26 protein-coding genes are annotated in these 25,603 nt (G+C 44.6%); 17 read left to right on the top strand and 9 right to left on the bottom strand.

The genetic code is table 11. The features are described from left to right. Positions 1 to 362 precede the first annotated feature (362 nt). The 8 genes from R50912_RS17160 (at position 363) to R50912_RS17195 (ending at position 10,914) form a co-directional block, all read left to right on the top strand. A complete protein-coding gene (locus R50912_RS17160) occupies positions 363 to 809 on the top strand; it encodes a 4'-phosphopantetheinyl transferase family protein (protein ID WP_042236609.1) in 447 nt (148 codons plus the stop codon). After that, positions 754 to 4,611, top strand: a complete 3,858-nt coding sequence (locus tag R50912_RS17165; RefSeq protein WP_231637900.1) for an AMP-binding protein — start codon at positions 754 to 756, stop codon at positions 4,609 to 4,611. The genes R50912_RS17160 and R50912_RS17165 overlap by 56 nt, the downstream gene beginning before the upstream one ends. A 21-nt stretch (positions 4,612 to 4,632) precedes the next feature. Next, complete coding sequence (locus R50912_RS17170) at positions 4,633 to 5,334, top strand: ABC transporter ATP-binding protein (RefSeq protein WP_042242591.1); 702 nt, start codon at positions 4,633 to 4,635, stop codon at positions 5,332 to 5,334. Continuing rightward, the gene (locus R50912_RS17175) at positions 5,328 to 7,637 is read left to right on the top strand and encodes an ABC transporter permease (RefSeq protein ID WP_042236613.1); all 2,310 of its coding nucleotides are present in this window, start codon (positions 5,328 to 5,330) and stop codon (positions 7,635 to 7,637) included. Before R50912_RS17170 ends, R50912_RS17175 begins: the two co-directional genes overlap by 7 nt. Before the next feature lie 660 nt (positions 7,638 to 8,297). After that, positions 8,298 to 8,558 (top strand): hypothetical protein, encoded by a 261-nt coding sequence (locus tag R50912_RS17180; protein WP_042236614.1) that lies wholly within the window; start codon positions 8,298 to 8,300, stop codon positions 8,556 to 8,558. Positions 8,559 to 8,624: 66 nt separating this feature from the next. Next, positions 8,625 to 9,329 (top strand): response regulator transcription factor, encoded by a 705-nt coding sequence (locus R50912_RS17185; RefSeq protein ID WP_042236616.1) that lies wholly within the window; start codon positions 8,625 to 8,627, stop codon positions 9,327 to 9,329. Continuing rightward, positions 9,322 to 10,674, top strand: coding sequence for a sensor histidine kinase (locus R50912_RS17190; RefSeq protein ID WP_042236619.1), 1,353 nt, complete (start codon positions 9,322 to 9,324; stop codon positions 10,672 to 10,674). Before R50912_RS17185 ends, R50912_RS17190 begins: the two co-directional genes overlap by 8 nt. 21 nt (positions 10,675 to 10,695) lie before the next feature. Continuing rightward, a complete protein-coding gene (locus R50912_RS17195) occupies positions 10,696 to 10,914 on the top strand; it encodes an SHOCT domain-containing protein (RefSeq protein WP_052416427.1) in 219 nt (72 codons plus the stop codon). Between the two features lie 87 nt (positions 10,915 to 11,001). Here the strand turns inward: R50912_RS17195 and R50912_RS34240 are convergent, their stop codons facing one another. Then, positions 11,002 to 11,211: a hypothetical protein gene (locus R50912_RS34240; RefSeq protein ID WP_081956545.1), complete on the bottom strand. Its 210-nt coding sequence runs from the start codon at positions 11,209 to 11,211 to the stop codon at positions 11,002 to 11,004. A 254-nt stretch (positions 11,212 to 11,465) separates the two neighbouring features. On the opposite strand from R50912_RS34240, the gene R50912_RS17200 reads away from it, so the two are divergent. The 9 genes from R50912_RS17200 to R50912_RS33345 all read left to right on the top strand — a co-directional run bounded on the left by R50912_RS17200 (position 11,466) and on the right by R50912_RS33345 (position 18,048). Further along, complete coding sequence (locus R50912_RS17200; protein WP_042242596.1) at positions 11,466 to 12,032, top strand: sulfurtransferase TusA family protein; 567 nt, start codon at positions 11,466 to 11,468, stop codon at positions 12,030 to 12,032. A gap of 35 nt (positions 12,033 to 12,067) precedes the next feature. Continuing rightward, entirely contained in the window at positions 12,068 to 12,463 is a 396-nt protein-coding gene (locus tag R50912_RS17205) for a DsrE/DsrF/DrsH-like family protein (RefSeq protein ID WP_042236621.1), read from the top strand. 19 nt (positions 12,464 to 12,482) lie between these two features. Then, positions 12,483 to 13,631, top strand: coding sequence for an MBL fold metallo-hydrolase (locus R50912_RS17210; protein WP_042236623.1), 1,149 nt, complete (start codon positions 12,483 to 12,485; stop codon positions 13,629 to 13,631). A 17-nt stretch (positions 13,632 to 13,648) separates the two neighbouring features. Continuing rightward, on the top strand, positions 13,649 to 13,876 hold the full coding sequence (locus R50912_RS17215) for a sulfurtransferase TusA family protein (protein ID WP_042236625.1): 228 nt from the start codon (positions 13,649 to 13,651) through the stop codon (positions 13,874 to 13,876). Between the two features lie 314 nt (positions 13,877 to 14,190). Then, positions 14,191 to 14,976, top strand: coding sequence for a sulfite exporter TauE/SafE family protein (locus tag R50912_RS17220; RefSeq protein ID WP_042236627.1), 786 nt, complete (start codon positions 14,191 to 14,193; stop codon positions 14,974 to 14,976). 112 nt (positions 14,977 to 15,088) lie between these two features. Further along, on the top strand, positions 15,089 to 15,358 hold the full coding sequence (locus R50912_RS17225; RefSeq protein WP_042242599.1) for a metal-sensitive transcriptional regulator: 270 nt from the start codon (positions 15,089 to 15,091) through the stop codon (positions 15,356 to 15,358). A 46-nt stretch (positions 15,359 to 15,404) separates the two neighbouring features. Continuing rightward, entirely contained in the window at positions 15,405 to 15,638 is a 234-nt protein-coding gene (locus R50912_RS17230; RefSeq protein WP_042236629.1) for a rhodanese-like domain-containing protein, read from the top strand. Positions 15,639 to 15,797: 159 nt separating this feature from the next. Then, a complete protein-coding gene (locus tag R50912_RS36460) occupies positions 15,798 to 16,136 on the top strand; it encodes a rhodanese-like domain-containing protein (RefSeq protein WP_442950523.1) in 339 nt (112 codons plus the stop codon). A gap of 1,240 nt (positions 16,137 to 17,376) precedes the next feature. Further along, entirely contained in the window at positions 17,377 to 18,048 is a 672-nt protein-coding gene (locus tag R50912_RS33345) for a hypothetical protein (RefSeq protein ID WP_052416432.1), read from the top strand. A 188-nt stretch (positions 18,049 to 18,236) separates the two neighbouring features. On the opposite strand, the gene R50912_RS17245 is transcribed toward R50912_RS33345, so the two are convergent. From R50912_RS17245 to R50912_RS17280, 8 genes are all read right to left on the bottom strand, one after another. After that, the gene (locus R50912_RS17245; RefSeq protein WP_042236631.1) at positions 18,237 to 19,208 is read right to left on the bottom strand and encodes an aldo/keto reductase; all 972 of its coding nucleotides are present in this window, start codon (positions 19,206 to 19,208) and stop codon (positions 18,237 to 18,239) included. Positions 19,209 to 19,224: 16 nt separating this feature from the next. Continuing rightward, positions 19,225 to 19,647 (bottom strand): MerR family transcriptional regulator, encoded by a 423-nt coding sequence (locus tag R50912_RS17250; protein ID WP_042236632.1) that lies wholly within the window; start codon positions 19,645 to 19,647, stop codon positions 19,225 to 19,227. Between the two features lie 130 nt (positions 19,648 to 19,777). Beyond that, positions 19,778 to 20,341 (bottom strand): GNAT family N-acetyltransferase, encoded by a 564-nt coding sequence (locus R50912_RS17255; RefSeq protein ID WP_042236633.1) that lies wholly within the window; start codon positions 20,339 to 20,341, stop codon positions 19,778 to 19,780. A gap of 65 nt (positions 20,342 to 20,406) precedes the next feature. Next, positions 20,407 to 20,859, bottom strand: a complete 453-nt coding sequence (locus R50912_RS17260) for a hypothetical protein (RefSeq protein ID WP_052416434.1) — start codon at positions 20,857 to 20,859, stop codon at positions 20,407 to 20,409. Between the two features lie 181 nt (positions 20,860 to 21,040). Then, the gene (locus R50912_RS17265; protein ID WP_042236634.1) at positions 21,041 to 22,999 is read right to left on the bottom strand and encodes an ABC transporter permease; all 1,959 of its coding nucleotides are present in this window, start codon (positions 22,997 to 22,999) and stop codon (positions 21,041 to 21,043) included. Beyond that, the gene (locus R50912_RS17270) at positions 22,989 to 23,756 is read right to left on the bottom strand and encodes an ABC transporter ATP-binding protein (protein WP_042236636.1); all 768 of its coding nucleotides are present in this window, start codon (positions 23,754 to 23,756) and stop codon (positions 22,989 to 22,991) included. Before R50912_RS17270 ends, R50912_RS17265 begins: the two co-directional genes overlap by 11 nt. A gap of 87 nt (positions 23,757 to 23,843) precedes the next feature. Then, positions 23,844 to 24,875: a sensor histidine kinase gene (locus tag R50912_RS17275; RefSeq protein ID WP_052416436.1), complete on the bottom strand. Its 1,032-nt coding sequence runs from the start codon at positions 24,873 to 24,875 to the stop codon at positions 23,844 to 23,846. Further along, entirely contained in the window at positions 24,872 to 25,576 is a 705-nt protein-coding gene (locus R50912_RS17280) for a response regulator transcription factor (protein WP_042236637.1), read from the bottom strand. The genes R50912_RS17275 and R50912_RS17280 overlap by 4 nt, the downstream gene beginning before the upstream one ends. Between the last annotated feature and the right edge of the window lie 27 nt (positions 25,577 to 25,603).

A 25,603-nucleotide genomic window follows, 5' to 3' on the forward strand; every position in this document is an offset into this window, starting at 1 on the left:
CAACCTGTTAAATTTGATATCTATGAAGGTTATTATTCAAGAAGCCTGGGGAGAAAACTATTGGAGAAGCTTTAGATTTCAGGAGGATTTATAGCGCTTTCAACAGATAGAGGATGCGTAAACCTTCCCCATATCCTTCGGGATGAAAAGGAAAGGATTTTCGTTGTTTAAATGGTGAATATCAACAATTAAGATTCTTATCTGAATTCAAGGCCTGTACATATGGGGAGAGGAATTATCCTCAGATGTGGAAGGATAAATAATAAGTGTAAAGTATTGACATAGGAAAAATATGGAGCTAATATGATGTTGTGAGTATACATATGTTCAAGTATTCATATGAACATGTGAATTTAGGAGGGGTGAATATACAGCTTGAGCTTAAAATTATCAATTTCAAACATCGTCCGCTAAGGTCGGAAATGAAATCGATCATGAGAACTAAATCAGAAATATCAGGCGCCCATTACTTTGGGAGTCTGCTGGATCATGGAATGGATTTGCTGCAGATCTGGACAATGAAGGAGGCCTATGCGAAATATTTGCTTAGAGGAGTAGACATAGACTTTACACAAATACATATTCATCCGTTTGATGATTTGTTATTTATGGCTGAGCACCGGGACTATCATACTTTAACGATTCAATCGTGGCTTACGGATGAGCTGGCGATAGCTGTTTCGGTGGAAATGATCCAAGAATGTTTCTCAAAAATTAATTTAAAAGAGGATGTTGCGGAACATGAACATTATGATGACCGAGGTTCAGAAAGCTTATTTATTAGGCAGAAACGAGACCTTTCGCGGTAAGACGGGCACTCATATCTATCTTGAATTGGAGTTTACCGGAGACATGCGCCGACTAAACGAAGCTTTTAATGAACTGATCATTAACCAGCCGATGCTTAGAGCTTCGGTTCTCGACCTGCAGTCTTTTCAGATCAATCCCCCCTTTCACTATGATATTCCTGTTGAGCACGCAGCCGGCTGCAGCCAGGAATATAAGAAACGATTTATTGAACAGAATAGAAGTGAATTATCTCACAAACTTTACAGCTCCGCGAGCTTCCCGTTTTTCACCATTAAATGTATGGAGTCAGGGTTGAACCAATATTATCTCTTCTTTAGTCTTGATCTGTTAATAGCGGACGGGCTCAGTGTGTTTCAGCTGTTTGACCAGTGGAGGTGCTTGTATGAGGACTCTAACTACAGTCTGGAGGATATGTCGGATCGTTTGATCTTCATCAATCAGAGCTATCATGAGGAGAAGGCCTCTGTTAGATACAACAAAGGCAAAGAATACTGGTTAAGGGAAATGAATGTGCTCCCGGAAGCACCTGAGCTTCATCTGAACTCCGAACAGCTTCTGGAAAGCGACTTCCAAAGGCTGGAATACAGCTTCTCCGAGAATGAATATTTATGTATGAACGCCATTGCAGGTAAGCTGGGGTTGTCTCTGAACACGGTTTTTCTGGCACTCTACGCCTCTGTACTGCAGCGATGGTCAGCGAACAAGGAATTCACCCTGAATATGACCACTTTCAAAAGACCCCGTAAAGAACAATATTTAAGCGTCATTGGTGATTTCACCAGCACCAGCCTGATCAAAACCAACATAGACCCCAAAGTTTCCCTGCAGGCTAATGTGCAAAAATTACAGCGGACTATCAATGAATCCTTCAGATATTCGTCGTTTGAAGGCGTTGAGGTCTTAAGAGAGTTAGCCAAGAAAAGCAATCGTTCCAGCCAAATGCCGTATGTGTTTACCTCTATGCTCTTCGACTTTCCGAACTTTGATTCCTTATTCAAGCTTCATTACTGGATATCGGAGACGCCTCAGGTGTATCTGGATTGCCAGCTAAAGCTGATCAATGGTGAATTGAATGTCAGTTGGGATTATTTAAGTCGAATTTTCGAGCCTTCACTTATCGCTGCGATGTTCACAGGTTTTATTCATTCTCTGCGCGCATTACAGAGTGAGGAAGATGGCGTGCTCGTAGCTTTGGAGCAACAGCGGGATGAAAAAACAGAAAAAAGGTATAGGCAGTTTAACCAAAAAGCAATAAGGCCACTGAAGCACAGGCGGATTGTGGAAGCCTTTGAAGAGACCTTGAAGCGTCAGCCTTACCGTGCAGCCTTTGCCGATCTGCACCGGACGCTGACGTTTGAAGAGCTGGATAGGAACAGTGAGATCATAGTCAACAGGATAATGAAGCTTAAAGCTGCACAACGGCTATCCAAGATCCGTGTTGCTATTCTTACGTCAAAAGGGGTTCCTGCCATGGCTGAAATGCTGGCAGTAATCAAATCCGGAGATTCATTCTGCTTTGTAAATCCGGAACTTCCAGAAGAGAGGATTAACTATATAACGAGCTCTATCCATAATGAGCTGCAGATAAGGGACGGTGAAGTCATCTATGTTCCGGCAGCAGTTACCGAAGAAGTTGCCGAAGACGAACTCTATGTAATTTTCACCTCGGGAACGACAGGCAAGCCAAAAGGAATAAGCATCAATGAAAAGGCAGCGCTTAATACCATCTATGATTTGCATGAACGCTTAGAGGTTGAGGCAGCAGATGTGATATTTAATATTTCCGAGCTCTCTTTTGATTTATCTGTATTTGATATTTTATCCCCACTAATGACAGGCTGCAAAACCATTTTGTGCAAGGGAATTCATGAGTTTAAGGAACATAGAGTTTACATGCCCGAGGTAACGCTATGGAACTCAACGCCGGGGCTTGTGCAGATGCTCATTCAAACGCTGGACAGCAGGGTTCATCAGATGCGTTGTATATTGATGAGCGGAGATTTCATTCCGGTGCAGATTGTCAAAGATATACAGGGTGCCTTTAAACGAAAGGATTTACAGATTCTTAGTTTGGGGGGAGCGACAGAAGCATCGATCTGGTCCATCTATTATCCGCTTACGACTGGTATCGACAAACCGAAAATCCCTTATGGATATCCTTTGGCAAATCAAAGCATATACGTTCTGGATAAGCAAAACCGGTTAGCAGATGACTTCACCTATGGTGAGATCTGTATCGGCGGTGAAGGGTTGGCGAACGGTTATTTGGATCCGGAGAAGACCGAAGAGGCCTTCTTCATGCATCCAAGCCTAGGCAGGCTTTATAGAACGGGCGACAAAGGGTTTATGTCCGGTGATGATTACATTGAAATCGTTGGCCGAATACAATTTGAATTGAAGATTAACGGGTACCGGATCGATTTGATTGAAATCGCGAATGCCGTTAATCAGCTGAGCGAAGTGCATCAATCCAAAGTATTTGTCAAAACGAATAAAAACAAAAGTTCGCTGATCGCTGTATATACCACTCATGGTGGTGAAGCATTGACTGCTACTGCAATGCGGGATAGGCTGCATCGGCTGTTGCCGGATTATATGATTCCAACCACCTTTATTAAGGTCGAGAGTATCCCTTTAAATGTAAACGGCAAGGTTGACACGAAACAGCTTGAGAACTGGTTCGGGAATATTCAGGACATACCGCTCCATTCGGGTGAACAACATTTGCTGGAGTTATGGAGAAGCATTATCGGTCCGGAGGCTGAGGAACTGAATCATGTATATGAGAATTTTTTTGACGCTGGAGGGGATTCCATCAAGTTGCCGGAACTGCTTCATGAAATTCAGCGCATCTATCAAGTAAAGCTTTCTGTGGAAGATTTACTCAATCATTTCTCATTAAGCGAGATGGCAAAAATGCTAGGTGAACGCAGGGGGACGATGGGTCAACCAGAACGGCTGCTTCACAGGCAGCTGGTGCCGTTGACTAAAGGCAGAACAGACAAGAATGTGGTGCTGATTCATGCGGGAAGCGGCGAGGTGGCGATATACAACCAGCTCTCGCTGAGATTGAATCCGGATTACAACGTGTATGCAATAAAATTCGAGAAAAATTACCGGGATGTTGCTCCAAGAATGGTCCGTCTGGATGAATTGGCACAGCAATATGATGAAGTGATACATTCCTTGGGCTCTGTCGATTATTTGGGTGGATGGTGCATAGGAGGAGCTATCGCGTTCGAAATGGCTAAGAGAAACACAGACATTCGGAATCTGCTCTTAATTAACTCAATGCCGCCTGTTAACGAGGAAGTGGACACCTTTCATTTCTCACTTGAAGCGGAACAGCTTTTTGTGGAACGGTCTATGGGCTTGAGGCTTCCAGAAGGTATTGGGAGTACATCTGAGCTATGGAATGAGGTCATTTCACTGCTGGAGGAACGCCCTGAGCTTATGCCTCGGCTGATCTCAATCGTCCCGCCGGAATTAGCCCGGTTGATTCCTTTCTTTGGCAGCAACAAGCCAAGAGAATTGATTTATTATATAAATCTATTCAGAAGCTTTGAGGATGCCAGATTTCGTTACAGCAATGAACAGCAGATAACTATTCCCATGCTATATGTGGGCGCTTTGGATGAGGCGGTAGCGAGTTATCAGGATTGGTCCAATCACAGTACGGGCATTTGGAAGGAAGAGCATGTTGATGGGGATCACACGACAATTTTCGATGCTGACCATGTGGAGGAGCTTGCGGCGGTGATCAATAGAATGCTGGTACCCGCCCCCGCAAGTGTATCTTAATAAATGTAGAGGGTGATTATCATTCCATATATTCAATTTCAACATGTATCCAAGACGTATCAATCGGGTGAGGTCATAGTCAAAGCGGTAGACGATGTGAATTTATCTATTCACAGACAAGAGTTTACAGTGATATTAGGACCGAGCGGGGCAGGGAAAACAACGATTCTTAATCTGCTCGGCGGCATGGATCTCTGCTCAGGCGGTAATATCATCATAGACGGCACAAGTATTTCTTCATACAACCGTCGCGAGTTAACTGATTACAGACGGAATCAGGTTGGTTTTGTCTTTCAGTTTTATAATTTGGTGCCGAATTTAACCGCTCTTGAAAATGTGTCTTTAGCTTCCCAGGTATGCCTAAATCCGCTGGACCCCAGAGAAGTTCTGACCAAGGTTGGCCTTGGTCACCGCATGAACAATTTTCCGAGCCAGCTCTCCGGAGGTGAACAACAGCGGGTAGCCATCGCCAGAGCACTGGCCAAAAATCCGAAATTAATTCTGTGCGATGAGCCTACCGGAGCGCTTGATTCCGTGACAGGCAAGCAAGTCATGCAGGTATTATGGGAGGTGTCTACTCAACTGGGACAGACGCTAATTATTGTGACCCATAATGCTGAAATTGCCAAAGCGGCGCAAAAAACGATTCATATGCATAATGGAACAATAAAAGAGACAGTTACTGAGTCCCGGCCGCTTGGCCTGGAGGAACTGGTATGGTGAAATCCAGTTTAAATAAGAAGCTGATTCGGGATGTTCAGGGCGCTAAGATTCAATTCCTGTCCATCATTATTATGTTAACACTCGGCGTCGCAGTATTTATTGGACTTGACAGTACATGGAGAAGTTTGGAAGAATACACGGCAACAATTTCAGCAGATAATAACCTTTCGGATATACAAATATTTTCCAGTATCATTAGTGAAGAAGATGCTCATAAGGTTCGGCTAATAGATGGCGTAGAGAATGCCGAAAGAAGGCTGAACCTTCAGGTGAATGTTGCCAATCTCCCTGAGGCCAAGCTGGAGCTGAACGGAATGGAATCAGGTGAGATCAGCACGTTCACAGTTCAAGAAGGTGCAGGTGCGTTGCAGGAAGGTGAGGCGCTGCTGGACTTCAGTTTTGCCAAGGCTAATCATATTGCCGTAGGAGATCCCATTACCCTGCAGCTGCAAGACCGGGAAGCAAGCTTCCGAATTGCCGGTCTCTGCACAAGTGCCGCGTATATCTATACGACCTCTGACGCGACAGCCGTTATTCCCGACCATAAGCAATATGGATTTATTGCCGTAAGGCCACAGGACACCGTGCAGATTTCCGGGCAATCCCAGCTGTACAATGAACTGCTCATTACTACAGCGAGCGGCACCGACGATGAACAGTTGAAGAATGAGATTAGCGGCATGCTCGATAACAAGCTAGTTGGCAGTGTGACCAGACTTGAAACCAGAAATGATATGTCCATCAAGCAAAAGGTTGCCCAATACCAATCCATCGGAAATCTTTTTCCATTTGTATTCTTCGCCGTAGTCATATTAATGACCTTCACCACGATGATCCGTCTGATGAACAATCAAAGACAGCAAATCGGGTTGCTGAAAGCGATGGGTTATACAAGAACACAAATTGCTGTCCATTATATTTCATACGGAATATGGATTAGTATCATAGGCTCAGTCCTTGGAATAATTATCGGATGGAAGGTGATTCCTGGTAGGGTCTGGGATTTCTTTGAGGAGCTGTTTGTCCTTCCAGACGCGCATATCATTCTCTATTGGCCGAAAGTGGTTGCTATTATTGTGCTGGCGGTTAGCAGTACAGTGCTGGCTACCTTGTACGTCTGTTTACAAACAGAGAAAGAGCAGCCCGCGGCCCTATTGAGACCCAAGCTGGCCCAGAATGGAAGCCATATTGCTGTGGAACGGTTCAAATCATGGTGGGGCGGGTTAAGCGCTTCGTATAGGTTGATTCTAAGACAAATGTTCCGCAATAAGATCCGCTTGTTCATGACCATCATAGGGGTTTTAGGCTGTACGGCGCTTCTGTTAACCGCATTGGGCATGAGGGATACGATCAAAAATGTTGCTGCTTCTGTATATGGAAAAACCTATCTGTATGAAACTAAGCATTATCTTAAAGACGGGATCTCAGAGGAAGTCCTGCAATCACTCCAGGAGCAGAAACAGACAGAGCCTATTCTTGAAACAGTGCTTGTCTTGTCCTCGGACAGTAAGAAGAAGATGGGAACGATCCATGTTCTGGAGGATCATTCTCAATTCATCCATTTCTTTGATTCAACTGCGCGCAGGCTGGACCTGACAGCTGACGGTGCGTTAATTACACAAAAAACCGCGGACATTTATCATCTCAAGGTTGGTGACAAGATTCATGTGCGGATCGCTCCTGAACAATCCGTCTATTTTGAAGTGGCAGATATTGCGAAGGTTAATATCGGTCAAGGCGTTTATGTGAGCCGGGAGGCGTGGCAAGCCAAAGGGTTATCATTTAGACCGACAGCGATATTAAGCGGATCGGGTTCTGCCCCATTGCCGGAAGGAATCGTATCCAGAACTGTAGCAACGGACGATCAATCGAGGGATTTTATGACCAGTATGAACAGCACATTATCGTTGTCTGTCATGATGATCGCTGCGGCGGCAGTATTGGCCTTTATCGTTTTATATAATCTGGGAATGCTTAATTTTGCGGAACGCGAGCGTGATTTGGCCACATTGCTGGTGCTTGGCTTTCACCCGAAGGAATTAAGGGGTTTTGTGGTGATGGAGAATATTATCTTTTCACTTATCGGCATTGTAATTGGCATTCCAGCGGGATTTGAACTTCATCGGATGATTTTTGCAAAAGCGGGTATGGGGGATGAACTGGATTTCAGTGCGGTCATTCTGAATAACAGTATTTTTCTATCCATCCTGTTTACTGTAGTCATTGCGGTTGCTGTTAATATGATTGTACTCTCCCGAGTTCAAAAGATTCATATGGTAGGGGCGTTAAAAAGTGTGGAATAGCAGGGGGAGCGGCGAACTCTTCAACTGAAGAAGAGGTTAGGATAACAGCCTTTTTTTCTCCTGTGCTATTTTCCACGTTAATTAGACACTTGGAATAAACCTAACGGTATTAGGAACGAGTAATTTGAAGGATATGTGTTTCGCAGAGAACCCGAATATAAAGGAGGCCACTGAAAAAGTCCATTAAGATCTTTAAGAGACATTCTACACAAAGGATGTCTCTTTTTTCGATATACTGAAAGGATCACATTCAAAGGCTGGTGGTCTTCATGCTTCCTGAGCAGCAAAGCTTTATCTTGAGCCCGTATATCGAGCTGTACAATATACTCATTCCAAAAGATAACTTGCTGCAACGCATGGACGAGTTGGTGGACTTTAGCTTTGTTTATGAGGAACCGAACGAAAGGTATTGTCATGTCGGTGGACAAGAACATAGTCCTATTTGAACCCGCGCCCAGCGCGGGTTTTCTGTTGAATTTGTGGTCATTAAGCAGTAGCTCTGATTGTAGCAAGGTAGCGCGAGGAATATTCACTGTGTAGTTAGAAAAACATGATTGACTGGCTTAGCTATGGAGAGATCATCTTCATAACTTCTTCATAAGCTGCAAATTGGTTCTTCATAACTACAGTATATAGTGTAACTATAAGGAGGAGATACAAATGAAAAAACTTTGGATTGGATTATCGGCATTGGTACTTGTTATGGGGATTGGAACCGCTGGCGCTTACGCAGCAGCAAACAATGATTATAACGACAGCGGCTTTTTTGAGAAAATGCTGCCTTTCGCAAAAGAAATGCACCCCAACCTGTCAGAGGAACAAATCAAGAAAATGCATGAAAATTGCAGTACTTCAAGCGGGACGGGAATGTCAGGAATGATGCAAAATTCTCAATATAGCAGGGGTATGATGAACTTCTAATCCGATCATGATAAGATAAGACCTCATTGAAATGAGGTCTGTCTCATTTTAACAACAAAGTAGGTGATGAAGTTCGTGAAAATTTTAGTGGTGGATGATGAAGAAAATATTTTGCAGGTTATTAAGGCTTATTTGGAAAAGAATAAATATATTGTGTACGAAGCTGATACAGGAAGAGGCGCGATTCATCTTTTTGAAACCTTAAAGCCCGATCTGATCGTGCTGGATTTGATGCTTCCAGACATGACTGGAGAGGAAGTATGCAGAATGGTACGCAAATCATCGAACGTCCCGATCCTCATGCTGACTGCAAAAAGCAGTGAGGATGATATGGTGAATGGGCTCATGATTGGAGCCGATGATTATATTACTAAACCATTCAGCCCAAGAGAGCTGCTCGCTCGGGTGATTAGTCTATTAAGAAGAACCATTCAGCCTCAATTGGGGAATATGTCACTGCTGTCTTATGCCCAAGGCGATTTAACTATGGATTTGGAACGTTATGAGGTGAGAATTCACGAGGAGCCAGTATCTTTTACCCTTATGGAGTTCAAGTTACTTGAAATTTTAGCGAAGCATCCGAAGAGAGTGTTCTCACGCCTTGAACTTGTTAACCTTACTCAGGGTGATACCTATGAAGGATTCGAGCGGACCATCGATGTTCATATTAAGAATATTAGACAAAAAATTGGCGATGATCCTAAACACCCTGTTTTTATTGGCACTGTATTTGGAGTGGGGTATAAATTCTTGGTGAGTCAAGATGTCTAATAGAGGCGGATTGAGCAGAAAGCTTCTTATTTCCCATGTCGGTGTGGCCCTTGCTGCGCTTCTATCTATTGTCTTACTTGTGAACTTGGTAATGAATATCTCGTTTAACCAATATCAGAAGAACCAGCAGCAGACAGAAATACAAAGTTTACTGGACGATTTAGAAGACGCTTATAATGTGTCTACCGGCCACTGGAATACAAACGTTTGGATGACCATTTCGCACCACGCGATGATTAGTGATTATATGGTTCGTGTTTATGATCAAGACCGTCGCTTAATTTGGGATACTAGTCAAATGGGCAGGCAGATACAAGTGAATTCCCAGTTTGCGCAAGATACCATTATAAAAACAATCGTAAAAGGAAATCAGCAAGTAGGAACATTGGAATTTCTACCAGTAAAAGAAACGTCGCAAAGTCTGAATCAGAAATTTCTGAGAATGTTTTATACCTTATTATGGGCTGCAATGATACTCGTAATTGTCGGGACGTATCTGTTCAGCCGGTATATGGCCAAGAGCATTAGCCAACCTCTCCTAGAGATTAAAGAGATCGCTTCGAAAATGAGGGAGGGGGATCTCAGCTCCCGGGTTGAAATGTTAAATCAGAATACAGAAATTGATGACGTGGGACGTACACTCAATCATTTGGCTGATGGATTGGAGAAGCAAGAACAATTAAGGAAATCACTGACCGCTGATGTGGCACATGAGCTGCGAACACCCTTAACTACAATTCAAAGCCATTTGGAAGCCTTTCAGGATGGCATTTGGGAACCGACGCCGGATAAACTACAAGTGTGCCATGATCAAGTCCTGCGACTTGTCAGGCTCATCAGTGATTTGGAAAATCTGGCTGCTGTAGAGAATCCAATGGTTCAGCTTATGACGGAGATCGTCTCACTTAACGAAATCGTTGGTGATTCTTTAAATTCGGTATCCAGCCAGTTTGGGCACGAAAGACTTTCATATGACCTGATAAATAAAAGTGACGTTTGGATCAGTGGGGACCGTTCGCGCCTCCTTCAGGTTTTTGTGAATCTGATAAGCAATGCTTTCAAATACACGAGTTCTGGAAGTGTTCATATTGAAGTGTTAAAAGAGAAAGCAGAAGGCGTCGTTATCGTTTCCGATACCGGAATGGGAATATCTAAAGATGAACTCCCCTATATCTTTGAACGTTTTTACCGCGGAGAGAAATCAAGGAACCGGAAAACTGGCGGAGCCGGAATAGGACTTGCGGTTGTTAAAGCCATAGTTGATGCTCATGCCGGTTCTATTCATGTTGAAAGTGAGATAGAAAAAGGAACTACCGTTCGTGTTCGTCTTCCATTAATTCGATAATTCATGAAAGGATGAGAGAAAATGATGATGGGTTATGGCTCTGGATTCGGAATATTTGGATTAGTCGTCAATTTCTTGCTGATCGTAGGTGTAATCTATTTGGTGTTAAAATGGGTTAGGGGAGATGGGAACTCACGATTTATTGACAATACTCCAGGAAGAATCTTGGATGAACGCTTTGCAAGAGGTGAAATCACGGAGGAAGAATATTACCGGATGAAGAGCATTTTGCGGGATTGAGAGGATCACAAAGAAAGAATCTGCCACAGAAGTAGCAGATTCTTTTTTTTGTGAATAATTCTTTTTAAGTCGCCTGCTAGGACTTACTTATGCTCGCATCATTGATATTTCCTTTGCGGAGGTAAGCCTCGATAGTACCGTCAACAAGCTTCGTCTCAACTGAACAAGACTGTTGCGGGACAAATATGGGTCCCGTTCAAACATCACAATATGTGCTTCTTCATCCAATCTGCGCAAACGAGCTGCCGCTGAAGCGCCTCCTGTTACTCCACCTACGATCAATACTTTTTTATTCATATGTATTCTTCCCCTAAACATAATCTAACCGGATGGGCTAGAGCCTTTAATAATTCAGCTGCCTGAGCATAGCTTTCAAATTGTTTGTCCATTGACTGAGAAATTACCTCAATTCATCAAAACGTCATATCACTAACACTATTGACAAACGGGTTCAACACAATTATGATTTGTTCATGCAGATACCCATACGGGTATACGTATTAAATAATATCATCCAGATCAATTACTTCAAGGAGGTTCTGAAATTGCCAATGATTAAAGCAGATCAATCACTGGATTGTAAAGGATTGGCATGCCCGATGCCGATCGTGAAAACCAAGAAAGCGATGGACCAGCTTGAAGCGGGTCAGGTCATCGAAGTTCAAGCCACCGATAAGGGTTCTCTCGCCGATATTAAGGGATGGGCAAAGAATACCGGACATCAATATTTGGGAACCATTGAAGAGGATAACGTGCTCAAGCACTATCTTCGCAAAGCCAGCCCTGATGAGATTAAGGAGCAAAAAAAATATATGCAAGTTATCTCTAATGAAGAGCTTGAGAAAAAACTGGCGAGTGGTGAGAAAGTGATAGTTCTCGATGTTCGTGAACCTGCTGAATATGCATTTGATCGAGTTCCAGGCGCATTTTCCATTCCTCTCGGTGAACTGGAGAATCGTTTGAATGAACTCAGACGAGAAGATAGTATCTATGTTATTTGCCGGACTGGAGCACGTAGTGATCTGGCATGTCAACTGCTAGCTGCGAACGACTTCAGTAATGTATACAATGTTGAATCTGGCATGTCCGAATGGACAGGACCAACAGAAAAAAACTAAAACAATACTAAACATTAAATGGAGGTTTTAACTTAATGAGTACAAAAGTAGCTATTATCGCAAGTAACGGTGGTTTGTTCGATGCCTATAAAGTGTTCAATATTGCGACAGCTTCTGCGGCAACCGATGCCGAAGTAGCAATCTTCTTCACCTTCGAGGGTTTGAATTTGATTCACAAACAGGCTCATCACCAGCTGCCATTGCCGGCGGGACGGGAGCATTTTGCCGAAGGATTTAAAAATGCCAACGTCCCATCCATTCCTGAACTGGTTGAAATGGCACAGGAGATGGGCGTCAAAATCATTGCCTGCCAGATGACTATGGATGTAATGAATTTACAGAAAGAAGATTTTATCGAAGGAATCGAAGTCGGAGGCGCAGTGACATTCCTGGATTTCGCGAAGGATGCCAATGTCTCATTAACATTCTAATCAAAGGAGGAACCGATACATGGAAGCTACACAAGCATTAAGTGTAATGACAGCCAGGGAACTTACAAGATTGGTTCTGGCCAAGGAAGAACTGTTTATTCTGGACGTTCGTAATGAGAGCGATTTTAATGACTGGAAAATTGAAGGGGAAATGATTGATGTCATCAATATCCCATATTTCGAACTGCTGGACGGTGTGGATCCTGCACTTGATCAAATTCCAAATGGTAAAAAGATCCTTGTCGTATGTGCCAAGGAGGGTTCATCTAAATTCGTGGCTGAGCAGATTGTCCAGGCGGGAAGAGGTAATGTGCACTATCTTGAAGGCGGAATGAAATCATGGAGTGAGCATCTGGAGCCTGTCAAGATCAGTGATTTGAAGGGTGGGGGGGCGCTCTACCAATTTGTTCGAATTGGTAAAGGATGCTTGTCTTATATGATTGTTTCAAGCGGTGAAGCGGCCGTAGTGGATACACTCCGGATGACAGAAGTCTTCGAAGAATTTGCGAAAAGCCAAGGTGCGACGATCAAGCATACCTTAGATACCCACCTTCATGCCGATCATATCTCAGGCGGCCGGAAATTGGCGGAACAGACCGGAGGCACCTATTGGTTGCCACCCAAGGATGCTGAAGAAGTGACTTTTTCGTATGAGAAATTGGAAGAAGGACACGATATTATTGTTGGAAATACAATGATTCGGATTGAGCCGGTCTATTCACCGGGTCACACCATCGGCAGCACCTCATTTATCGTAGACGAAAAATTCCTGTTGACCGGTGACATCTTGTTCATCGAATCGATCGGACGTCCTGATTTGGCCGGCAAAGCTGAAGACTGGGTCGGCGACCTTCGTGAAACGCTCTATAAGCGTTACAGAGAACTATCGCAGGACTTAATCGTTCTTCCTGCACATTTCGGAAAAGTATCCGAACTTGGGCATGGAGGAAAAGTAATGGCGAAATTGTCGGAACTCTTTGGTAAGAATCCAGGTCTGAATATTCAAGATGAAGAGGCATTCCGGAGCACTGTAACGGAAAACCTTCCACCTCAACCGAATGCCTACCAAGAAATCCGTCAAACGAACATGGGTAAAATGACACCAAGTGAAGAAGAGCAGCAAGAGATGGAAATTGGTCCAAACCGCTGTGCCGTTCACGATAAATAAAAGGAGGATTTAATAACATGCAAGTAGATCTTGTGGTCGATACAAAAGGATTAGCTTGTCCAATGCCGATCGTAAAAGCAAAAAAAGCTTTGGACAGTCTTACAACTAGTCAAATCATGGAAGTACAATCAACGGACAAAGGTTCTATCAATGACTTTCAGGCATGGGTCAAACAAACCAAACACGAGCTTATTAAATATGAAGAAGAAAATGGTATCTATAAGTTCTTTGTAAAGAAGATTTAGAAAATAAGCGAACACGCACGAGCGTGTTCGCTTATTTCAAGCCGTCATAGACAAATCTTACACCAAGAGAGCCATAGCTCTCCTCCTTATAATGACCTTTGGGACATATTTTGGTACAGCAGGCAGCATTACTATGGGCATTCAATCTATCGTTGCATACTGGACACTTATCTTCAAAAAGAGATTTCAACACACTAAACATGCTTAATCACTCATTTCGCATAATTTTACTTGGTAATATTATACCCGCCTATTTCTGATTCGTATACAATTTTATTTTTTCTTCTTTACCATATACAGGGGGGTGAAATCCGATGGACATACTGCTTTTTATCGTAATGGTATTGCTCGGTCTGGTCGGTTCTTTCTTTTCGGGATTGCTTGGGATTGGTGGAGCAATTATTAATTATCCGCTGCTCTTATATGTTCCCTCCTTGCTTGGGGTAGCTCATTTCTCCGCCCATGAAGTGTCGTCGATAAGCATGTTCCAAGTTTTTTTCGCTTCGCTTGCAGGAGTTATTGCTTTTCGCCGAAAAAAAAACAATGGGGGGGTTGTTCATAAGGGTCTAGTAGCATATATGGGGAGCAGCATTCTTGTGGGCAGCCTGGCTGGAGGATATATCTCGGGGCTGCTAAATGGAGATGTGATCAACTTGATCTACGGAATCCTTGCAGTTTTAGCGTTTATACTCATGCTTATCCCGAGAAAAGGAAGCGAAGAACAGTCGGAACATTTAACATTCAATAAACTCATTGCAATAAGCGCCGCTATATTGGTAGGTATCGTTTCAGGAATCGTAGGAGCAGGCGGTGCATTTATTCTTATTCCTATTATGCTTACTATTCTCAAAATCCCCACTCGTACAACCATTGCCACCTCGCTTGCTATCGTCTTTATATCAGCAATCGGTGGTTTAATCGGTAAAATCTCGGCAGGGGGTATTCCTCTGGAACCTACAATCTATACCATAATCGGGAGTCTACTCGGAGCACCGCTTGGATCCAGGATTAGCTCCAAAATGAATGTTAATGTGTTGCGGTATGGATTAGTCGTCTTAATTGCCCTCACGGCAGTAAAGGTATGGTCTTCCATTCTATAATCATGCCTTATAAATCATAAAAAGATTTGTACTAACGATTATTCATGTTATAATACCCATAGGGGTATGAGTATTAAGTAAAATGAAATAAGAAGAAAGGTGAGGATTAATGATGGATTACAATTATTCGGATGAAATGAAAACACGCTTACGCAGAATCGAGGGGCAAGTTCGAGGTGTGCTGCGAATGATGGAAGAAGGGCAGTCGTGCAAAGAAGTTGTGGCTCAATTGTCTGCCGTACGCAATGCATCCGATAAAGCCATTGCCCAAATCGTCGCAGAGAATCTGCATCAATGTATTTTAGCTGAACAAGCTGAGGGTAACCAAAATACCGAGAAACTAGTCAAGGAAGCCATCGCACTTCTAGTAAAAAGTCATTAACGGATAACTCTAACTTTAAGAATAAAAAAATAAAGGAGAGATTAACATGGCTTTCAAAATTTCAAAAGAAATCGCACCCCAAAAGGTAGCAGCACAGCTCAAGAAAGGGGAGTCTCTTAATATGCTCGATGTTCGCGAACCCGCACAAGAAACCATTGTCATCTGTCGAAGCGGAAGCCGGAGCGGTCTGGCTTGCGAACTGCTGACTGAAAAAGGATTTAATGTTGTGAACATGACCGGTGGGCTTAAGGCCTGGACGGATGAATTGGTTCGTAATTAACGCCTTACAAGTCGGTTATGCAGTAGCCGGGGCAATAACCAGTAGCTGCAACGCTATTGAAAGGACTGGATCAACATGATAATACTTTTGTACTTTTTGACTGGAGCAGTGGTTTTATGGGGCGCGCGCCAGTTGTGGCCCGTTCGCTCACTCTCCTATATGAATGCTCACGACTGGGTCCAAGAAAAGGATAACTTAAACTTGAAAATGCTCGATGTCAGGGATGCTTCGGATTATTTAGAAGGACATATTTCCGGCTCGATAAATATATCTTTGGGGCGTCTTCCTTATGTATGGCAACACGATCTATTTCCTGATGATAAGGTACTAATTCTGTCCAAGAATTGGTACCAAAGCAATAAAGCAGCAAGAATCCTCCGTAAGTATGGATTCCACAGTTTGTTCACAATGCAAGGTAACGTTTGGTCGGCACTATCATGTTTCCATAAAAAACCAGCAAAAGAAGGAGGATATTGTGGACACAGGTTCAATCATTAACATTGCATGTACTGGAGCCGGAGAGTATAAGACCGTAGTGGGATGCGAAGCAAGAATGCGGCAAGAATTCTGCTGAAGAACGGTTATACAGGGCTTGTTCACCTGCAAGGTGGCTTGGCGCCTGGAGCGGTAAACTGAAACGCTGATAAGGAAGTTATCCCTTTATGACCTCACTATGTTCTGATCGTATAAAAATAACAACAGGAGGATGAAGGATCATGTTCCATTATACTGTTGAAACCACCAAGTCTCATCGGGCTAATAGATAATGACAAGTTAATATCTATCGCGTCCGATATCGAGAAGCGCCTTATCTCATGTGTAGTTAAAAGTCAGTAATATGATTTCTATTTTGTTATAATGCTCTGATTGAATGGAGTGGATTTCATATTAACTACTGTCCAGTACCCGTCGGTACTGGGCTTGTTTTATTTGGATGAGCTTAACGGATGGTTACCACATGTAAGCTGCTCGAAAGCGGGCGGTAATTGCATGCTGCGCATATATTGCTTGGATGGATGCCCTGATAGACTTGGTGTCAAAACATCCATCAGAGAAATTAGTACATATGTACAAAATACGGGTTTTGTGAAGTAGTACCAAGTAAATAAATAAGACCAGCCTAATTCAAGCTGTTTCAATCCGTTTTTGCATCTGATTTGGCTCATTGTACTTATGTACTTTTAATGCTGATTTAATCCTCTTTCTCTTTACTTTACATAGATCATTTTGTAAATCGTTTTTTCTTTTATCGGCACAACACTTTTCATTTAGCTAGTACCGTCATTCAAATATTGTTAATGTTTATGACGGTCTTAATTAGGCTGTGCTTGATGATTATTAACTCGACCGCCTGAATCATCCCGTGAATCCCAGGTTATTCCTAATTCAGTCTTAATTATAATCCTGAATCTCAGTATCATAATTCGAGCTGATTTATTTAACTCTTCTCATATAGTTCTAAGTTAGTCCTGTTGCTAATCATTAGCCGTTTGTTACAATTTTCAATAAAATCCCCACCCCTGCCCTCATACTAATTAATTAACATATTATGTTATTTATATATCTACGCTATTTCAGAATTATTTATAGAATTCATCAGTCCACCCACAATACAAGATCCCTCAGCCAATGAGAAGGCGTTGCCATCTGATTTTCCAGAAAAATATTGTCAAATCCTTAATAATCATGTCATTATAAGTAGGTTCGTATTATAAATAACATTAAAGGGAGTGTGTTTTTGAGTCGGTTTAATCTAGTTCTCATCTTTGTTTTATCCATCATGATAGCTTTTCTCCTGGGAATCTATGTGGCCCCTAGCATTGACCCCCGTCTGAGCGGGCAGACCGTGGCAAGCAGTCCCATTGCGGCAGAAAACCCGCCGATCCCTACTGAGAGCCCCTCTGCTGCTGCAGTAGACGTCGCACCTGCACCTTCTCCATCCCTGGAACCCGTTGTCTTGGAAGATATGCCTTCGGACAATGATACGGGTACCATCAGTGATGACTCTGTCGGCTATGACGCTGAGGAGCTACCGGCAGACGTCCCATCCGGAGAAGGCATTGGAGAGCCCATTGATTTCAAGTACAGCATGAACTCAGCCGATGCTGTTAAGCTTACCTGGGAAGCCTACAACCTAACCGGAAAGACAATCAATTATTATACAGCTCATATCAGCACGTATAATCCGGTGGGCGATCCTTCGTATGATCAGTTGAGCGGTGAAAGCAACTTTCTTGTTAAATACGTGGGGCCGGTTGAGCCTGATGAAACTTTATTTATTTATAGTGACTTTACATACCAGAATACACTGGACCGGATTATCATTGACCAGCTTACTCTTCAATATGATGACGGTACTATAGAAACCTTCGACTATGGTTACGAAACCACCGAAGAACGCGGCTTTTAATCGGAAGATTCAATTGGAGCGCAACGTCAATGGGTTCTATCCGATTTCTTTTAGGTTCGTCCAGAAGCCTGGAGGGATTTTGATTCGATCTGTAAAATGAGCGTTTTATGGCAACCAATTTCAAGAGACAATATCCAATTGCAAAAGGTCCACGGAGCCCGTGGACCTTTTCTTCTTCTGATTATCGACTAGCCGTCGAGCAGCGTCATCTGTTCTTTCATATAACGCATGCCGTGAACGACATTCTTGGGGCTGACCTGATCGATTCGTTCGAGGTCCTCCTTCATGAGAAGGATATCAGCCGCGGCCGCATTTTCCTCCAGGTACTTAATACGTTTCGTACCCGGGATAGGCAGCGCCCCGTTGGCAATCGTCCAGGCAATGGCCAATTGGGATGGTGTACAATTCTGCTCCATCGCGATCTCCTTAATCTTGTCGACAACCTCAATGTTCTTCCGGAAGTTATCTCCTTGGAACCGCGGCATCCATCTGCGAAGATCATCGGCGGGCAGATCCTCGAAAGTGCGAAGCTCGCCGGAGATAAAGCCCCTGCTTAGTGGACTGTAGGCCACATGGGTAATCCCCAGCTCTCTTACGGTAGGGAGTATCTCCTCTTCGATGTCACGGCTCCAGAGCGAATACTCACTCTCTAGCACGGAGATCGGATACACGGCATGAGCGCGGCGAATGGTGGGAGCGGAAGCCTCGGACAGGCCGAGCGCCCGAACTTTGCCTGCCTTGACCAAGTCTGCCATCGCTCCGACCGTCTCCTCTATGGGGATTTGCGGATCGACGCGGTGTTGGTAGTATAGATCGATGTAATCCGTATTTAAACGGCGAAGGCTATCCTCCACTACCTTCTTGACGTAATCAGGATGGCCGCTGATGCTCTCATAATTTGGGGTGTACGAGAATTTGGTGGCGATAATGGCTTGCTCGCGGCGCCCTTGAAGAGCACGGCCAAGCAGCTTTTCGTTATGCCCGTTCCCGTACACGTCCGCGGTATCGAACATCGTGACGCCTATGTCCAAAGCGCGATGGATCGTTTGGATCGACTGTTCGTCGTTAGTCTCCCCGTAAATGCCTGGAGACATTCCCATAATTCCCAGTCCGATCGAAGAGACGAGGATATTGCTATTGCCCAAAATTCTTTGCTGCATTTGTTAATCCCTCATTCTATGTTTGTTGTCGCTCTGACTCCTCCATCTTGATTAACAACTGGCTCTCGGAAGGGATTCTCCCTTTCTCGATATCTTCGTATATCGACAGTTTGTTATTGACGGCGTCGAGCGCTTCGGCTAATTCGTTCTGGCGGCGAAATAAATCTTCCTTGTACTGGTTCAAGATCGCTTTGCGCTGTGGAATCGTGGAATCACCACCCAGCGCAAGATCCACCATCTCCTTCAGTAACGACAGCTTCATCCCTGTCGCCCGGAAACATGTCATCAGCCGGATCCAATCTAGGTGGTCTTGTTCGAACAGTCGATTCCCGTTCTTATCTCTCTTAATGTAAGGGAGCAATCCCTCCTTCTCGTAAAAACGAATCGTATGAGCTGGGCAACCAAGCCGCTCTGAAGCTTCTTTGATCGTAAATGCCATTGGCCTGATCGCTCCTTGTCGGTTATTTTCAGGGCAGAATCAGCTGGTTCTTCCTCATCCTAAACCTTAAAGTACACTTTAAGGCAAGCGCTATTTTAGGAGAATAAACTGCCGATTGATTGTTATATTCTTATGTTTCGGGATTTTCCTTCACAGGATTAAGTATCCCGTAATAAACAATATCCTCATATGAATCGTTCTTGTAAATATGATCTTTCAATGTGCCTTCATAGCTCATTCCGCACTTTTCCATGATTTTACCGGATGCCGGATTAGATGCGAAATGACGTGCGTATACCCGGTGGTAGTTCTTTTCGGTGAAAACAAATTCAATAACTGCCCGGGCTGATTCGGTTCCATAACCTTGACCCCAATGGGCTTCCCCTATCCAATAAGCGATCTCACCGTTATGATATGGCTGATGGTTGGAAATGCCGACTGCTCCATACAATTTGCCTGTGTTCCTATCTGTGATTGCGAATTCATACATCCGGCCTTGGTCAAAGTTCTGCTCATGATTGGCCATCCAGGACACAGCGCATTCTAGTGGATACGGATACGGCAAGGTCAATGTACTCCGGTAGATATTGTAATTGTTACAATAGTCTCTAACTTCCTCCGCATCCACTGGCTTAAATAGGCGCAGAAGTAATCTGTCCGTTTCAAGGGTCCGGTCTGTACGGTTATATTTCATCTGACTTCTCCTACTCTCTATATCATAAAATGAACAGCTATGAAATTCTTGTATATTGGAATCCCTCAATCTACATAACTATTCTCAAAAATATCCATAAAAGCGGTCACCCGTTGCGATTGCGCTATTGCATCCGCATCTTCCGTCTCCGTCAATTGCCATCCGTATGTACCATACTGCTGATAGTTCTCCATAGACAAAGGACGCAGCTCAAACTCTTTACGGATAGCTTCAATACCTGCAGCATAATCAATCTTCATCCGGGCGAACGCCTGTTCCGGGTCCTTAAAAACTGCATACCCTTTGCGGTCTGCCCCAATGTGATATGCCGGATCATCTCCCCACTGCGTAATGTCTACAGAGCCTTTGATTCCAGGAGCACCAATCACATACTCTCTAACATACTTATTCATGTTACCGGACTGAGAATGGTTCGAATACACCCACAGTGCGGCCAATATCACGAATGACAGCAAAGCCAAACAGCCAATAACCTTAGATTTGTTCATAGATTTCATGAGGCTTATCCTTTCCTTAGTTGGATGCAACAAAAAAGCGGATGCACCAGGACCGTGAATTCAGCCTTTGATTGCCGCTTTTGGGAGAAACGAATCAAAAGATCCATATCATTTAAACAGGCCAAGAATCAGAGACGATTCCCAGCCTGCCTTTTTGCCAGCTATACTATAATACTATACCTTATGCCGCACGGGTCAGCTTACGGACAACCTCCTGGCTGTACTTGCGCTTGGTGATGAAGTAAAAGCTGAGCTGGAATACGAAATAGATCGCGACCACAATCGTTGTATTCTTCATGAATTCCCCAATGATGTCGGACCCGCTCATGACGTGGGTGATCAGATAGATGAAGCAGTAGCCGAAGATGCTGCCCAGCAGCAGCGGAACAAAGAAGGTGATGAGCAGCTCTGCCGATACTACCGACCTTATCTCCTTATCACTGATGCCAATCTTATACAGCTTGCGAAAAAAGACGGTGGCGTTCCCGATTTCGGTATATTGCTTGAAATATAGCACCATTCCGCCTGCTACAAAGAACAGTACGCCGATCAGCGAGGTGACGAACACGAAGAGTGAATAGTTCTTCTTCAGCTCCTTGTAGGCATCCACTTTGGAGGCTACCGCAAACATTTGCCCGCTTCCATCCTTATCCGTAGCATTCAGCGTATCCTTGAGCTTCTGGACAACCCCTTCTGTCCCTTTCCAGGCTGTAAAATCAATTCCGTAGTGGGTACCTATTGCATTCGGGCTTACCTTAGACTCCATATTCTTGTAATCCTCATTGCTTACTACGATCCCTGAGCTAGTTGGATAAGAGCTCGCTGTGGCAAACCAATCCCCGTGATAGGATGATTTCACCTTGTAATTGAAGGTTTGCGTGCCATCCGTGAATTGAATGGCCTCCCCTTCGCCAATGCCATGGGTGCCCGGCTCCCAGGCTGTAACAATATTAAGAACTTCTCCGGCGCCGACCGTTACCTTCTCCCCGGTCAGAGAGTTGTACATGTCCTGCGACACAATCGGCTTCGTCTTCAGGACATCGTATTTATCTCCTTCCAGATTCATTTTGAGGTTCAGGAAGCTGGTTTCCTGGATCGACTTCAGCGGCTCGGAGGACTGCTTCAGCACCTGCTCTAATTGTCCGCTCTCCAGCACATGCACGCCGGCTACCGAGATATACTCGATATCATACTTATTTCGTTCCGCGATGCTCTCCGACAACTGCAGCAGCGAGAATGGCGAAGCAACGAGAAAGATAGTCATCCCGCTGAGAATGCTCAGAATGAACATAATCCGCTTGTTCTGGTTGAATTTGTGATTGATTTCGGTGATGGACAGGATATGCCGGTAATAGAATTTCTTATTCTTCAGGAAGCTGATCAATGTGTTCCCAAGATGGGAGATGACCATGTAGATCCCGATGAAGCTAAGCAGGATATAGGTAATGATCATGAAGGGATTCGTATTCAGACTTTCGTGATTGGAGATGACCACCAGGAAGATGATCGAGGCCACAACCAGCCCCACTCCCACCAGCCCAAGCCGGGTGTCACTTTTCTTCGCCTGGTTATCCTGCTTGCGGGAATCCTTCATCAGGTCTGCGATGTCCAGTTTACCGACCTTAACACTTGAAATCATCTGTGAGGCGGCAAAAATCACGGTAAATACAACCGCAGTAACGATGAAGCTCGCCGCGCTGAGTGAGTAGGACACCCCTTGCAGATCCAGCAGATCAATCGCCACATTCTGGAACAGCCGTGAAAAGATCGCGCCCGTGATAATCCCGGCAATGAGCGAGGATACACTGATAATCAGATTCTCCAGCAGGATAATCTTCTGCAGATCGTTCTTGTGCATCCCAAGCGACATAAAGATGGCGAATTCCTTGCTTCTCGACTTGATGAACGAGGAATGCGCATAGTTGATGAAGAACACCGAGAACAGGGTCAGTGCAGCCAGACTCAGCATCAGCACAATCTGGATCACATCCTCTGTCGCCCCTTCCCGGATGCTGTTATTGAACAGCAAGGCGGCATAGAGGAAAAAGATCGTAATCGCAAAGGCGCTGCAAATGAAATAGGAGAAGAAATTCCGCACATTGCGTTTGAAGTTCTTAATCGTGACATCTCTAAAGGTCATTTCGTTCCCCTCCGATGATCGCCAGGCAGTCGAGGATTTGATCAAAAAACTCCTTGCGGACCCCGCTGCTGACAATCTCCATGCTGATGGCACCGTCCTTGATGAAGATGATCTTTTTGCAGAAGCTCGCGGCGAAAGCGTCATGCGTCACCATCAGGATAGTGCTCTCACGTTCCTGGTTCATCTTCTCGATACATTTCATCACTGCATTGGAGGACTTGGAATCCAGGTTGCCTGTAGGCTCATCGGCGAAAATAATATCCGGATCATTCACAAGCGCCCGGCTGACCGCCACCCGCTGCTGCTGGCCGCCCGATATGTTGTAGGGATATTTGCCGGCAATTTCTTCAATGCCCAGCAGCTTCATAATCTCTTCACTTTTGGCTTCCATTTGCGCTTGGTCCCGCTTATCAAGGATCATGGGCAGCATGACGTTCTCCTTCAGTGTCAGACTGTCCATCAGATTGAATTCCTGGAAGACAAAGCCGAGATGCTGTCTGCGGAAGAGCGCCATTTCATTCTTATCCAAGGAGGTGATATTCTTGCCCCCGATGTAAACCTCGCCGTAGCTCGGCTTACCGATGCCGCTCAGGATATTCAGCAATGTGGTTTTGCCGCTGCCTGAGGGGCCCATGATGCCGATAAATTCCCCCTTCTCTACGTTAAAGCTGACGGAATCCAGTGCCACTGTGGAATTCTCACCGTTCTGCACACCATAAACTTTCTTAACCTCTTTGACTTCCAGTACTACGCTCACAGTTTCATCTCCCGTTTGTCGTATATTTATCCTCAATTACAACTTATAACTTCATTGTAGTAGACACTGGATTCCATATCCATCCATTTACATTACGTTATCTTTCATTTTTGAAAGGTAAGAAATCTGCACCTCTGTACCTTGATTGACTTCCGAGGTAATCGTGAGGCGGTGGCCCAGCTTCCGGGCAATTTCTGAGCAGACATAGAGGCCGATGCCTGTCGCCTGGTGATGGGTACGTCCGTTTTTTCCGGTGAAAAAGGGCTGGAAGACCCGCTGCAAATCGACGGGCTCAATGCCGATCCCCTCATCCCGGATGGATAACACCACCTTGTCGCCACGCTGCTCAATGCGGAAGTGGATGGATTTCGCTACTTCGCCCGAGTCAGAGTATTTAATTGCATTGGAGATGATCTGATCCAGCATCGCGGTATTCCATTTGCTGTCCGTCATGACCGTGATGCGCTCGTCCTTACATTCGATGACCGGGTAGACATTATTATAGATATATTGATTCCGCTTGCTGTTAATCAGGCTTCTGAGTGATTCCAGCAGGTTGATCGGCTCCGGATTATAGTCCCGGGTGAAATGCTCCAGGCGGAAGAACTTCAGCATCTGGTTCAGCATGCTAAGGAGCTTATCCTTCTCTTCTTCCACATGCTGCAGAGCCAGGGCATGGCCCGTTGGATTCAGCTTGTAGTTCTGCAGAATAAGGTCGATGACTGACAAGGGCGTTTTGAGATTATGTATCCACTGCGAGATGAACTTATGGGTGTTGTCGGCCTGGGCTTTGACCTCATAGATCTGGTCCTGATAGCTATGGTGTATCCGGTGAATGAGCTGAATAACGGCTTGCTGCTCGTACGAAAAGCCCTTCTCCTCAATCTCGATATTCTCGGATAACCGCTGTATTTCCCGGTGGGTGGAGACGTATTTGATCAAACGGAAGCACATAAATATGATAAATACGTAAAAATAGATGCTAAGCAGGTACATGAGCTGGATATTGCTGCTGATAAAGAAATTACAGTATACGCTCACCAGGATATGACTTAAAAAATAGACAAGGGTAAACGCCAGATGATCGCGCATGAACCCCCGAAACAGCTTAATGCTCACTGGCGGGTCCCTCCGATCATAGCCGAATCAAAAATGTAACCCACGCCTCTTTTGACTTTGATTACATCCTGAAAGCCGAGACTGGCCAGCTTGCTTTTGACCCGGGTGACATTGACCGTCAGCGTATTATCCACGACGAAATGCACATCATCCCACAGCTCTCCCAGCAGTTCTTCCCTGGTGACAATGGTATCCTTATTCTCCATCAGCTTCTTCAGCAGCTTGTATTCATTCTTGCTGAGCTCTTCAACGGCTCCCTTGCAGGAAATGCTGAAATTACGGTCATCCAGATGAATCGGCAACGGCTCTTTCTCCAGTTCCGGCTTGCCTGCATACTCCCCGTAATTCCGGCGCATGATCGCCATAATCTTAGCCAGCAGCACCTGAATATTCAGCGGCTTCACGATATAATCATCCGCTCCCAGCTCCATGCTGAGCACCTGGCTGGATTCCTCATCCCTTGCTGAGATCACAATAATCGGCACCGTTGTTTTCCTTCTGAATACCCGGCAATAATAGAACCCGTCATAATAAGGCAAATTCAGGTCAAGCAGCACAAGCTGCGGCGCTTCCTGCTCGAAGATCTTCTCCACCTGCAGGAAATCCGCAACCTCCACCACTTCATAGCTGTATTTGCGCAGGATATCGGTCATCAGGGTTCTGATTTTGATATCATCCTCGACGATCATGATCTTGAACAATTGGCTCACCTCTTAGCAGCCCGGGCA

It is taken from the genome of Paenibacillus sp. FSL R5-0912 (genome assembly GCF_000758605.1).
GTDB lineage: Bacteria > Bacillota > Bacilli > Paenibacillales > Paenibacillaceae > Paenibacillus_AQ.

Excerpts from the sequence above, each read along its gene's own strand:
- R50912_RS17165 (WP_231637900.1), top strand. The coding sequence starts at position 754 with ATGACCGAGGTTCAGAAAGCTTATTTATTAGGCAGAAACGAGACCTTT.
- R50912_RS17175 (WP_042236613.1), top strand. The coding sequence starts at position 5,328 with ATGGTGAAATCCAGTTTAAATAAGAAGCTGATTCGGGATGTTCAGGGC.
- R50912_RS17180 (WP_042236614.1), top strand. The coding sequence starts at position 8,298 with ATGAAAAAACTTTGGATTGGATTATCGGCATTGGTACTTGTTATGGGG.
- R50912_RS17185 (WP_042236616.1), top strand. The coding sequence starts at position 8,625 with ATGAAGTTCGTGAAAATTTTAGTGGTGGATGATGAAGAAAATATTTTG.
- R50912_RS17190 (WP_042236619.1), top strand. The coding sequence starts at position 9,322 with ATGTCTAATAGAGGCGGATTGAGCAGAAAGCTTCTTATTTCCCATGTC.
- R50912_RS17195 (WP_052416427.1), top strand. The coding sequence starts at position 10,696 with ATGATGATGGGTTATGGCTCTGGATTCGGAATATTTGGATTAGTCGTC.
- R50912_RS34240 (WP_081956545.1), bottom strand. The coding sequence starts at position 11,211 with ATGAATAAAAAAGTATTGATCGTAGGTGGAGTAACAGGAGGCGCTTCA.
- R50912_RS17200 (WP_042242596.1), top strand. The coding sequence starts at position 11,466 with ATGATTAAAGCAGATCAATCACTGGATTGTAAAGGATTGGCATGCCCG.
- R50912_RS17205 (WP_042236621.1), top strand. The coding sequence starts at position 12,068 with ATGAGTACAAAAGTAGCTATTATCGCAAGTAACGGTGGTTTGTTCGAT.
- R50912_RS17210 (WP_042236623.1), top strand. The coding sequence starts at position 12,483 with ATGGAAGCTACACAAGCATTAAGTGTAATGACAGCCAGGGAACTTACA.
- R50912_RS17215 (WP_042236625.1), top strand. The coding sequence starts at position 13,649 with ATGCAAGTAGATCTTGTGGTCGATACAAAAGGATTAGCTTGTCCAATG.
- R50912_RS17220 (WP_042236627.1), top strand. The coding sequence starts at position 14,191 with ATGGACATACTGCTTTTTATCGTAATGGTATTGCTCGGTCTGGTCGGT.
- R50912_RS17225 (WP_042242599.1), top strand. The coding sequence starts at position 15,089 with ATGGATTACAATTATTCGGATGAAATGAAAACACGCTTACGCAGAATC.
- R50912_RS17230 (WP_042236629.1), top strand. The coding sequence starts at position 15,405 with ATGGCTTTCAAAATTTCAAAAGAAATCGCACCCCAAAAGGTAGCAGCA.
- R50912_RS36460 (WP_442950523.1), top strand. The coding sequence starts at position 15,798 with ATGAATGCTCACGACTGGGTCCAAGAAAAGGATAACTTAAACTTGAAA.
- R50912_RS17245 (WP_042236631.1), bottom strand. The coding sequence starts at position 19,208 with ATGCAGCAAAGAATTTTGGGCAATAGCAATATCCTCGTCTCTTCGATC.
- R50912_RS17250 (WP_042236632.1), bottom strand. The coding sequence starts at position 19,647 with ATGGCATTTACGATCAAAGAAGCTTCAGAGCGGCTTGGTTGCCCAGCT.
- R50912_RS17255 (WP_042236633.1), bottom strand. The coding sequence starts at position 20,341 with ATGAAATATAACCGTACAGACCGGACCCTTGAAACGGACAGATTACTT.
- R50912_RS17260 (WP_052416434.1), bottom strand. The coding sequence starts at position 20,859 with ATGAAATCTATGAACAAATCTAAGGTTATTGGCTGTTTGGCTTTGCTG.
- R50912_RS17265 (WP_042236634.1), bottom strand. The coding sequence starts at position 22,999 with ATGACCTTTAGAGATGTCACGATTAAGAACTTCAAACGCAATGTGCGG.